This is a genomic window from Trichocoleus sp. DQ-U1 (genome assembly GCF_039961925.1).
Classification (GTDB): domain Bacteria; phylum Cyanobacteriota; class Cyanobacteriia; order Cyanobacteriales; family FACHB-T130; genus FACHB-T130.
Genome location: NZ_JAMPKB010000019.1, coordinates 1 through 11612 on the forward strand (window position 1 = coordinate 1; position 11612 = coordinate 11612).

The 11612-nt window shown below is 46.3% G+C and carries 9 protein-coding genes and 1 pseudogene; 5 read left to right on the forward strand and 5 right to left on the reverse strand.

What is annotated here, in order from left to right; genetic code table 11:
- Window positions 1–96, forward strand: a pseudogene (locus tag NDI34_RS10280) (IS5/IS1182 family transposase); the annotation flags it as partial.
- Between the two features lie 223 nt (window positions 97–319).
- Here the strand turns inward: NDI34_RS10280 and NDI34_RS10285 are convergent.
- The 3 genes from NDI34_RS10285 to NDI34_RS10295 all read right to left on the reverse strand — a co-directional run bounded on the left by NDI34_RS10285 (window position 320) and on the right by NDI34_RS10295 (window position 4044).
- Window positions 320–2338, reverse strand: coding sequence for an ABC transporter ATP-binding protein (locus NDI34_RS10285; protein WP_190675451.1), 2019 nt, complete (start codon window positions 2336–2338; stop codon window positions 320–322).
- 43 nt (window positions 2339–2381) lie between these two features.
- Complete coding sequence (locus tag NDI34_RS10290) at window positions 2382–3593, reverse strand: glycosyltransferase (protein ID WP_348232606.1); 1212 nt, start codon at window positions 3591–3593, stop codon at window positions 2382–2384.
- A 244-nt stretch (window positions 3594–3837) separates the two neighbouring features.
- Window positions 3838–4044: a hypothetical protein gene (locus tag NDI34_RS10295; RefSeq protein WP_190411256.1), complete on the reverse strand. Its 207-nt coding sequence runs from the start codon at window positions 4042–4044 to the stop codon at window positions 3838–3840.
- A 171-nt stretch (window positions 4045–4215) separates the two neighbouring features.
- On the opposite strand from NDI34_RS10295, the gene gloB reads away from it, so the two are divergent.
- The 3 genes from gloB to dnaB all read left to right on the forward strand — a co-directional run bounded on the left by gloB (window position 4216) and on the right by dnaB (window position 7111).
- On the forward strand, window positions 4216–4989 hold the full coding sequence (gloB, locus tag NDI34_RS10300) for a hydroxyacylglutathione hydrolase (protein ID WP_190532621.1): 774 nt from the start codon (window positions 4216–4218) through the stop codon (window positions 4987–4989).
- Between the two features lie 134 nt (window positions 4990–5123).
- Window positions 5124–5582, forward strand: a complete 459-nt coding sequence (gene rplI / locus NDI34_RS10305; RefSeq protein ID WP_190428532.1) for a 50S ribosomal protein L9 — start codon at window positions 5124–5126, stop codon at window positions 5580–5582.
- 152 nt (window positions 5583–5734) lie between these two features.
- Complete coding sequence (gene dnaB / locus NDI34_RS10310; protein WP_190675487.1) at window positions 5735–7111, forward strand: replicative DNA helicase; 1377 nt, start codon at window positions 5735–5737, stop codon at window positions 7109–7111.
- 203 nt (window positions 7112–7314) lie between these two features.
- Here the strand turns inward: dnaB and trpB are convergent, their stop codons facing one another.
- Window positions 7315–8565 (reverse strand): tryptophan synthase subunit beta, encoded by a 1251-nt coding sequence (gene trpB / locus NDI34_RS10315; RefSeq protein WP_348232607.1) that lies wholly within the window; start codon window positions 8563–8565, stop codon window positions 7315–7317.
- 378 nt (window positions 8566–8943) lie between these two features.
- Between trpB and NDI34_RS10320 the strand changes: the two genes are divergently transcribed.
- The gene (locus tag NDI34_RS10320) at window positions 8944–9312 is read left to right on the forward strand and encodes a translation initiation factor (protein WP_190532615.1); all 369 of its coding nucleotides are present in this window, start codon (window positions 8944–8946) and stop codon (window positions 9310–9312) included.
- 128 nt (window positions 9313–9440) lie between these two features.
- On the opposite strand, the gene NDI34_RS10325 is transcribed toward NDI34_RS10320, so the two are convergent.
- A complete protein-coding gene (locus NDI34_RS10325) occupies window positions 9441–11612 on the reverse strand; it encodes an ATP-binding protein (protein WP_348232608.1) in 2172 nt (723 codons plus the stop codon).

The window sequence follows — 11612 nt, forward strand, 5'->3', positions numbered from 1 at the left end:
TTTTCAGGACGTTATCGCAATCGCAGGCAGAGATTTGGTTTGCGCTTAAACCTAATTGCTGGCTTGCTGAACTACGAACTGGCACATGCCTCCTGATTCATGCAGGAGGTCTATTTAACATTCTTCATATCTTTTTAGGGAACACATACATATCACAAGAATGAATTATTTTATCAAACTTGGACTTATCAAATCCCCTATTGTAAATTTGGAAAAGACGCTTTTAAAATCAAAGATAAAGTACAAGAACTTTTAGATTCTTGCAAAAGTTGAAAAGCGTAAGTGCATTAATGTTTTGAAGAATAACAATAGATAATTTTTATTTCATCTTAGAGCTATCTTCGAGAAATTCTAAAGTTCTGAGCAGGCGAATTGCTGACTCGTAGGCTTCTTCGGTTAATTCGCGTGACTCTTCTGTACTGTCTACCAAGTCATCAACCACTAGCTTCAGAAAACCAATCATGGGGTTCAGACGAGACCGAACTTCGTAAGAAGTTTTGACTAAAGCTTCATTAACGGCGGCTTTAATGACATTTTGAGTTGTTTCAGAGAACTGCATTGAGTACAGACGGGTATAGTAGCCGTTTTTCTTTAAAAGTTCCGCATGAGTACCGAGTTCCACAACACGACCTTTTTCCATTACAGCAATTTGATCGGCTTTTTGCACGGTGGAAAGGCGGTGAGCAATGACAACTGTTGTGCGATCGCGGCAAAGTTCATCAATCGCCTGTTGTACCAAACGCTCTGAAACCGTATCCAAAGCACTGGTGGCTTCATCTAAAATCAAGATTTCTGGGTTGCGTAACAGTGCGCGAGCGATCGCAATCCGTTGTCGTTGTCCTCCCGATAGGAGAACTCCTCGATCCCCAATGGTTGTATCAAAGCCTTGAGGTAAGTTCACAATGAATTCGTAGGCGTTGGCTCGTTTAGCCGCTGCAATTACCTCTTCCTCACTCAATTTCTCCCATGCATAGGCGATATTATTGCGGACGGAATCGTTAAATAGGAACGTATCTTGGCTGACAATGCCCATCGCTTTTCTCAGTGAGTGCATGTCAAATTCCTTCATATCTCTTCCATCTATCGTGATCCGACCCTCTGTCGGATCGTAAAATCTGGGTAGCAAATCGACCAGCGTTGACTTGCCTGCCCCGGATGCTCCTACTAAAGCAAGAGTTTTTCCTTTAGGAATCCCTAAATCTATCTTGTTTAGAATTAAATCCTCATTCCCCGGATAGGCAAAAGACACGCCCTCAAAACGAATTTCCTCTTTAAATCCGGTGTAAGGAACGCCACCATTTACCATTAATGGCTTGTTATCCCGGCGCAAGAAATCTGTCACCACTTCAACGCTGGGGGCAGAGTTGGCAAATTCGCCCCTCGCACTGTTTAACTGACCCACGAAAGGCAGTAATCGGAACAGGACAACTAGATAAGTCAGCAGTACTGCCGAGAGCGACTCCAACTGCTGTAAAAATAAAGCACGACCTAACAATACAATTGCTAATACAACAATAATTCCCGATACTTCGTTGATAGGCGCAATCGCTGCCGAGTTCGCTTGCGATTGTAATTCCGCTTGTTCGCGTTCCTTGATCAGTTCGTTTAGTCGCTGGAATTCCCGCTCTTCATTGCTAACACTTTTGATAAGCCGAATCCCAGTCAAAACTTCAAGTTGGGCACTAGAATAAGCTTTTGATGCTCTTGATACTGCCTTCCCAAATTTTTTAGAGCGCTGGATATAAAATTGATTTGGCAGTGTTACTAAAATCAATAAAACTGTAGATGCTAAGGTCAGTTGCCAAGAAATTAGTAACAATATCCAAACAAATACTAAAATTGTGACTGCTGTGATAAATAGCCGTATTAAAACGCGAATTGAACCAGCAGTACGACTAACTTCTTGTCCTAACCGATTGATGATATCTCCAACTTTCGTCTTTCCAAAATATTCAAGATCGACATCTAATAATAGCTGAATTCCTTCTTTACGAATATCGTTGACCAAGGATTTAGATAAGTAGCTACCGACTAGAGAGCTTATATAGCTAGTCACATTTTTTAGAATAATGGCTAGTAATACTGCCGCAGTCATTGCGATGAGACGGTTTTCTCCAGTAAAACCGTCAAACACGGATAGCATTCTCCGAATCAGGGGGGGGCCTCCGGTTAAATTCAGCTGATTCTGCCCTAAAAAGTCCAGCACTACCGGCACAATTAAGGTTGTACTGACTCCATTAAATAGAGCGCCGGAGAAGCCCAGAATAACCGTCGCTATGACTAAGACGGGATACCGTAACGCAAATTGTAGAAGTAACTTATTAGAGTTTGAAAACATACTTTCTCTTCTGCTACGAAGCGAGCTTCACTTGATTGATAGTCTAAACTTTTCCAGCTAGTTGCAAATCTTTAATCACATCAGATAGTATAGATGCCATTGTCTCGGTACTATAGTGGGATATACATCTTTCTCTTGCTTTTATACCCTGCTGATTTGCTTCATCTAAATGCTCGAATATCCATTGGATTTTTTCAGCAATTTCTTCTGGAGATTCAGGAGCAACCAGATAACCTGTGCCGCCTAGAATTTCTGGAATATCGCCAACGTAAGTAGACAGAATTGGCTTTGCCATTGCCATTCCATCTGTTAATTTGAGCGGGAACTGAGCCTGTGCGGCAGGGGTATCTCGTTGGGGAACAACCACAATATGGGCAGCGGCTACCACAGCAGGCATTTCTGAAACTGGATATTTTGGTAGTTTGATAATCCAACGCTCCCACTGTTGCATTAATTGATTATCGTAGGCATCGTAGGGACTTCCCCCAACAATTACGAGTCTAAGGTCTGGCTGATTCAGCCGGTCTAGTGCTGCTAAGACATCTTCAAGACCTTTGTACGGTCGTGGCGCTCCTGGAAACATTAAAATACGGTAGCCTGTGAGACCATAACGGATTCTACTTGCTTCAGAATCGAATTGGCTAGGATCGAAAAGAGTAGTATCTTTACCATTCGGTAAATATACACCTCCAAAGCGATCTTTCAAAAATTGAGTGTGTAATGTAATCGTATCGGCATAAGATACTAAGCTTTCCATCCACTTTAAATAAAGAGGATGATCTGGATATCTTAATGCCCCATCAGCCTTCAAAGTATCTCTATAAAATTGCTTTAAACTGGGACGATATTTCCAGTGTTCGCCTCCATGCCAACTGAGTTCCCAGTCATCTATATCTAAAATAACAGGACGACGAGCTGTCATTTTCTTAATAATAGATAAGCCGAAACTTGTAGGTTTCAGTTTAACGGCGTATATAATATCTCCATCAATTTGTTTTATGAGTTTTTGAGCTGCTTTTATAAAACCTGAATGATAAGCGCAAGGAATAGCCACAATTGGTATGTTCGACTGAGAGACTTCTAGCGATTCTTCACCAAAAACAAAGCCAAAAATTTTGACTTCAAGGTTAAGTTTCTTTAAGGCTTCATATAGCAAAAACGTACGAACAGCCCCTCCCCATCTTCCTGCACCACTAGCGGATAGATCGCTTACAATCAATGAAATTTTTAATTTTTTGTTTTGCTGTAAATCCACAAATTTCTAGTTAAATTTAGATAGTTGAACATAGAATAAGCGAGTAATAGTACAGTCTAGCTGAAATAACCAATTTAATCCTTTCTAGAGACTGACTTCATTCTTTATCAGTATAATGGGTGAAGTTAAAATATCAAGAGACTGGAATAAATGTATGTAGGAAAAAACAATGGTAAGTAAATCAGCTAGTAGGGTTCGGTGTCTGTTCGGCATTCCCATCTGCTAAAAAAGAATTGAAGAAGGTCTAGTCAACAAACTTTAGATGACCCGTTTGGATATTGTCAAAGATGCGATTAAGCTGGCGACGTTCTTCGTCTGTCACTAGGTAATCAGAAAGAATAGCCGTTGTCAGATGCAGATACTCGCTTCGGGTCAACTGACCGGCTGACAGGATACGGTCTACCATTTGTTGAATCTGTAAGTTTGACTGGCGTTCTCGTGTCCATGCCATAGGTGGTTAGTGACTCCTCAAGTTTCGCCGATTATTTGGTGGCGTCTACTGTCTATTTAAGATTATCTGTTTGCCGTTCGTTGGCATTTGTCTAAAGTTTCTGTAAGAATAATGTTAAGAAATGATAAAGTCTTGTCCCATTGGGACACTCCCTTACAGAGGCAGTGGTAAATGCAGGTTGACCGAATTCCGGTACTTTCTGACAACTACATCTTTTTGCTGCATGACCCGACTCAGAAGATAGCAGCGGTTGTAGACCCCGCTGAAGCTCAGCCGGTACTGCAACGCTTGCAAGAAATTGACGTGCAGTTGGTAGCAATTTTCAATACTCACCATCATAGCGATCATGTGGGCGGAAATCGGCAGCTGATGCAACGCTTTCCGGATGTCTGCGTGTATGGGGGGGCTGAGGATAAAGGGAGAATTCCTGGGCAACAGGTGTTTTTGCAGGAGGGCGATCGCGTCGAGTTTGCCGGTAGAAGTGGCGAAGTTTTCTTTGTTCCCGGACATACCCGCGCCCACATTGCTTACTACTTCCTGCCAGCAACTGCTGAGGAAACGGGCGATTTATTTTGTGGTGACACCTTGTTTGCCGGTGGCTGTGGCAGGCTGTTTGAAGGTTCACCCACCCAGATGGTGTCAAGCTTGAGCAAGCTTAGGGCTTTACCGGATACTACCCGCGTTTGGTGCGCTCATGAATACACTCTGAAAAACCTCCAATTTGCTCTCACCGTCGATGGGGAAAATCCAGATTTACAATCCCGCTATGCTGAGGTCAAAGACGCCCGCAGTCGTTTGGAGGCAACGGTGCCATCGAAGCTAGGAGTAGAAAAGCGCACGAATCCATTTTTACGCTGGGACACTCCGACGCTGCAATCAGCAGCGAACAGCCAAGATCCAGTGCAGGCTTTTGCTCGGCTGCGGGGGATGAAAGATCGGTTTTAGGATTCTGTACCCCGGCAAACAGATAGGCATTCGCTGAATTCAGATTTTATATTGCGATCGCTCAACATATTTTCGTAGTATGGAGTGTTCTACCCCACGATTAATTTTCTTTTGTCTGTAGCAGAAAAAAAACTATGGCGAAGCGCGTGCAATTAGTTTTGAATCAAGATGTCAGCAAGCTAGGAAAAAGCGGTGACTTGGTTGAAGTCGCTCCCGGCTATGCTCGCAATTATCTAATTCCCCAAAAACTGGGAATCCCTGCCACTGCTGGCTTGCTCAAGCAAGTCGAACGGCGCAAAGAAAAAGAGCGGGTGCGCCTGTTGGAAGAAAAACAGCAGAGCCTTGAGCTGAAGACTGCCATAGAAGCTGTGGGCAGCTACACCATCGCCAAGCAGGTGGGTGAAGAAAATGCCATTTTCGGTACCGTCACGAGTGCAGAAGTGGTGACAGCCATTCTCCAAGCCACTGGGAAGGAAATCGATCGCCGGACGATCAGTCTTCCCGATATTGGTGAGACGGGCACCTACAAGGCAGAGATCAAGCTACACCCTGAAGTTAGTGCAGTTGTGCAAATTCAGGTTGTGCCCAGCTAATCGGAGCGCCTTGCCTGAAAAATTGAGTCGCCGCTACAACGGTTTGACCGATATTTTCCTGCCAAGGAAGGGGGTTGAGTGAAGCAGGAGTGCGATCGCTTAACCCCCGTTATCATAGTCATGGTCTGAATCTTTCTGAGAACGGCCTTGTTATGGCTAACGAACTAAATTTCCAAGGCAAAAACGGTAACGAAGCGATGTCGTCCTTGGCGAATCGCTTACCCCCCCAAAACATTGAGGCCGAAGAAAGTATTTTGGGAGGTATTTTACTAGATCCGGAAGCCATCGGTCGGGTTGCCGATATCCTTCTGCCAGACGCATTTTCAATTAACGCTCACAAGGCAATCTATCGCGCCGCCCTTGCCTTAAGCAGTCAAGGCAAACCCACAGATTTGATGAGTGTCACTACTTGGCTGTATGACAGGAGCGAACTTGACAAAGTGGGCGGACAGAGTAAGTTAGCCCAACTGGTAGATCGCACCGTGTCTGCTGTCAACATCGACCAGTATGCGGCACTGGTGATGGATAAGTACCTGCGCCGCAAGCTAATTCAAGCAGGCGGCGAGATTTCTCAGTTGGGTTATGAGACCGCGACCGAGCTGGCAACGATTCTCGACCAGGCAGAACAGAAAGTTTTTAGCCTCACCCAGGATCGCCCTCAGCAAGGTCTGGTACCAATTTCCGACACCCTAATCAATACGTTTCAGGATATTGAAATCCGCCATCAGGATCTGGCTCTCCCCGGTCTTCCCTGTGGCTTCTATGACCTGGACGCGATGACTGGTGGTTTTCAGCGTTCTGACTTGATTATCGTGGCGGGAAGGCCGTCTATGGGCAAAACGGCTATTTGTTTGAATATTGCCCGAAATATCGCTGAATTTCATAAATTGCCGGTCGCTGTTTTTAGCCTGGAAATGTCCAAAGAACAGCTGGTGCAGCGAATGCTGGCTAGCGAGGCAGGAATTGAAAGTAACCGCCTGCGGGCTGGGCGAATTAGTCAAAATGAGTGGGAACCACTCTCGCACGCCCTCGGCACCCTCTCGGAGATGCCAATCTACATTGACGACACGCCCAATATGACGGTGATGCAGATGCGATCGCAAGCTCGTCGTCTCCAGGCAGAACAGCATGGAGAATTGGGATTAATTCTCTTAGATTACTTGCAATTAATGGAAGGAGCCAGTGACAATCGGGTGCAAGAATTGTCGAAAATGACGCGGAGCCTCAAAGGTTTAGCCCGCGAACTCAACGTCCCGATTATTGCCTTATCCCAGCTCAGTCGCGGCGTCGAAGCCCGTAACAATAAGCGTCCGATGATGTCAGATTTACGTGAAAGTGGAAGTATTGAGCAAGATGCTGACTTAATCATCATGCTTTACCGGGATGAATACTATAACAATGACACGCCTGACCGAGGCATTGCAGAAATTATTATTGCAAAACATCGCAATGGCCCAGTAGGGACTGTGAGACTATTATTCGATCCGCAATTTACACGCTTTCGTAATCTGGCTTCTTCCAATCGCTGAGGATGGAACTCACGATAGGGGTTCTCAGTTGAGCGTGATGTATACACTCGCCACGTCACCTAAAAGCCGTCTCCGCTTTTAGGTGAGGCAAGGTGATTTCAATCAGTCTAGTTCACCTTGTTTCATAACAAGTTAAGAGTAGTGGGTAAAGATTACTCACTACTCTTGAGCCATGACCGACTTGAAAAGAGAGCTAATCGCCTTTAAAGAGACAGGACTTTAGCAACTGTCTGCACATCCTTATCGCCGCGTCCAGAGCAGTTGATGACAATGCGGGGATTGCCAGTCAGTTGAGGGCAGAGAATATCCAGGTAAGCGATCGCGTGAGACGTTTCCAACGCTGGAATAATTCCCTCTAGCTGCGACAACTGCCGAAACGCTACCAAAGCCTCTTGGTCAGTCACGCTGTAATATTCAGCCCGACCCTCATCCTTGAGATAACTATGCTCCGGGCCAACACCGGGATAATCTAGACCAGCACTGATAGAATGCGCCTCCACCACTTGACCATCCTCATCTTGCAGCAAATAGCTCATCGCCCCGTGCAAAACTCCCACCCGTCCCTTAGTAAGCGTGGCAGCGTGTTTCTCGGTATCAACACCCTCACCAGCCGCCTCAATTCCAATCAGCCGGACTGATGGGTCTTTCACAAACTCGTAGAAGAGTCCCATCGCATTTGAGCCACCACCGACGCAAGCTAGGAGAATATCCGGCAAACCGCCCCATTTCTCCATCGCTTGAGCGCGAGTTTCCTGACCAATTACTGCATGGAAGTCGCGCACCAACATCGGATAAGGGTGAGGGCCTGCAACCGAACCTAAGATGTAGTGAGTCGTTTCTACATTCGTTACCCAATCCCGAATGGCTTCTGACGTGGCATCTTTAAGCGTTCCGGTTCCCGCCGCCACAGGGCGCACCTCTGCCCCCATCAGCCGCATCCGGAACACATTCAGCGATTGCCGTTCCATATCCTGGACGCCCATATAAATGACGCAATCCAGACCAAATCGAGCGCAAACCGTGGCTGTAGCGACGCCATGCTGTCCGGCACCCGTTTCTGCAATAATCCGCTGCTTGCCCATTCGCTTCGCCAACAATACCTGAGCCAAAGCATTGTTGATTTTGTGGGCACCCGTATGGTTCAAATCCTCCCGCTTCAGATAAATTTGCGGCCCCGTACCATCTGGCTTTGCATAGTGAGCCGTCAAACGTTCGGCAAAATAAAGAGGGCTGGGACGACCCACATAATCCCGCAGCAATCCTTGAAGTTCCTGCTGGAAAGCGGGTTCAGCTCGGTATTGTTGAAAAGCAGCTTCCAACTCACTCAGCGCTGGCATCAACGTTTCCGGCACGTACTTGCCGCCAAATCGTCCAAATCGCCCTAGTGCGTCGGGTTGTTGTGTAGAAGCGTTAGCAGTTTCTTGGGAATCCGGAGAAATGGGAGTACGTGTCACAGCGAATTGTGGGAATTACAACACAAACTTCATTATAGTTTCGATGAGTTTATCCAAAACAAAATTACTGGGCTGGAAGGTTCTAGTGTCTCGGAGATAGAGTGGGGCTGGGAGGTGCAGCCGTTGAGATAGGAACTGGAGTGGCATTTGAAGACGGCGGCGGCGACTGGTTCGATTTTGGCGGCGAGATTTAACAAATTCGCTAAAATTGCCCTACAGGGTAGACAGGTGCGCTCTTACAGATGTATCTCACACTTTCATTGAGAACTGCTACATCTGAATAAATCGCGGACAAAACTCGCGCCCAAATTTTGAAGAGATTTCCGGCTCCTTCTCGATCTAATCTGTTCTTGAATAACTTATACCCGACTCACTGTTATGTCTTCTTCCAAGGGCAAAGCATCCAGTTCTAAAACACCCGCTCAAAATCGCGTTATTTACTCGGAATTCGGAAACACCGATAATTCAGATGCCTTAGAACGACCCGTGCCAGAACTACCGCCCAATCAGCAAAACCTCAAGGTTCAGGCATCTCGGAAAGGAAGAAAGGGCAAAACTGTAACTGTAATCAGTGGCTTTCAGGTAAAACTAGAAACACTGGAAGCCCTGGCGAAACAGTTGAAAGCTCAGTGCGGCACGGGGGGCACAGTGAAGGAAAATGCGATTGAAATTCAGGGCGATCATACTCAGAAACTCGTCCAAGTTCTCGCAACTTTGGGCTACAAAGCGAAAATCAGTGGCGGCTGACTTTAGTTGGAAACGGGATGAAATGCTAGAAATCAAAGTACGGATCTAGGATTATCAATTGCTCTCTCGATGGGAGTGGAAAAACACCGATAATCGCCGGTTTAGTCAGCTTGGGTAAGGCACATTTCTCAGGAAGGTTGCGCTTCAGTAACAGTCGAAGGCTTCAGCGGCAACGACACTGTAAAGCAAGTGTAATTGGCAGCACTTTCTAGATGAATCGTGCCTCCTAAATTGGCAACCAATTTCTGTACCAGCGCCAGTCCCAAGCCAGTCCCGCCTTGCTTCCAGGGATCGGAGTTGGGAATCCGGTAAAACTTTTCAAATACTCGTTCGCGCTCGCTGGCTGGAATTTCCACGCCAGTATTTATTACGCTCACTTCCATCTTATCTGCGACGCTACGTGCTTTTACTGCAATCCGTTCGGCTGATGGCGTGTACTTGCAGGCATTGTTGAGTAACTCGCTGAATATGCGTCCTAAACTGGTGCGATCGCAAATTAACGGAGGCAGTTCGGACTCAAGGTGAATTTCTAAGTGGCGATCGCGTTCTTGGGCTGGCTTTTGAAAAGTTTCTACAATTGTGGGAAGCCAATCTTCTAGCTGAATGCTTGTCAGTACCAAAGGCTGAATCTCTGCATTGATTCGCTGCCACTCTAGTAGATCGTTGATCAAGTTGGTTTCTCGCTCGCATTCGTTATGCAAAATATGGAAGTAGCGAGCCACTTTGTTTCTTTCTGCGGGCGGCTTCGAGAGTTCTGCAAACAGTCCGTGGTCTTTATTCAAGGCAATCCCCAACATCTGAATCGCCATTTTCATGTTGGCAACTGGCGATCGCAATTCATGGGGAACGGTACTGAGAAAGTCATCTTTGAGGCGATTCAGCTTTTCCAGTTCTGCGACTTGCGTTTGTGCTGCTTGGTAGAGTCGAGCTTGTCGAATTGCGATCGCGCATTGAGACGCCACTTGCTGCACAAGCTGGATTTCTAGCTCGTTGAAAGCTTCTTCCTGCCGCTTAAATAACCAGAGATCCCCAAATACTGCTTGGCTATCAAAAATCGGACAAGCTAGGATAGCCACCGATCCTCGAATCTCAGGGATTAGGTAACAAAACTGGAAATACTGACCTTTCAGTAATTGAGCATCGTCTTGAAAAAGGTCAGAAATTGTGACGACTTTTCCTAGTGCCGATGGCAATCCTTGGGTGTATTCGTGAGCGATTGTTGCCGTGGTTTGATTGGCATCGTATAAAGCTGTATCGCAGCCTTCAATCCCTAACACTAACGTTAATTCTTCGACAGCCGTTTGCAAAATATGGTTTTCGTCGAGGCTATCGCGAACTTTGTCAGTAATGCGTTTAAGCATTGCTTCAAAGTCAAGGATCTGTTGCAAGTGGATTGTGCGATCGCGATTGAGCTGGTCGTGGGGTTGCTCGTGCAGCGTTTTTTGCAACCTCGTATCCCTTACCCCGCTATCATTTTGGGCAATTTTTCCCTCAACCTGATTTTCTAGATCCCTATCGGCGCACTCCCAATTTGTCCCCGAAAAATCTACTACCTGCTCGGCTTGACACGGAAGCATTTGTTGCAGCAGCCAGCGCAAACCTACGACTTGCAGATGTTGCGGCTCTTGCACTGGCTCGACAGTGACGATAGCCTTAAATGTCCTACCCTGCCTTGTTTGCAGGCGGATTTCCCAGTTATTGACAACAAATCCCTGTTGTAGGGCGCTGAGCTGAGTCTGAAAGTCGTCGCGAGCATCCGTGACCACGAACTCCACCAGCGCCTTACCGACTAAGCTTTCTTGAACGCTTTCGAGCCACTCACCGCTAGTCCGGTTGGCTGATAAAATTACGGCTTCTGGATTTGTCACCAAAAAGCCAATCCCCTTTCCCTGGGAAACCACCTCTGAGTTGCTATAAGCAGGCTCGATTGCTTGTAAAGCTTTTTGGTGAGTGGAAAGGAAAATAAACTCACCTTCGGTTGGGGAACGCTGCTGTTCTTTGAGTCCTGCGTGATTTTTGTTAGCGAATTCTTGCTGAATTTGTTGGCGCAGTTGCTCAATGACGGCCTGCATTTCTTGCAGCTGGGTCGATAGTTTTTTCAGAGCATCCACGAGCGGCTCCTGGTGAGACATCGGTAACTTTCCAGCACATTGCCACAGATGCTCAAGCCGCTGTAGGGAATCTTCAATCTGCTGGTCTAGATCATTTACCATTGCACCCTTTAGCCGCCTAGACAACGCTTCTGTATCAGCAGTAATACCCATATCAGCAATGCTCAGATTTTGCCGGATTTGTTGCAA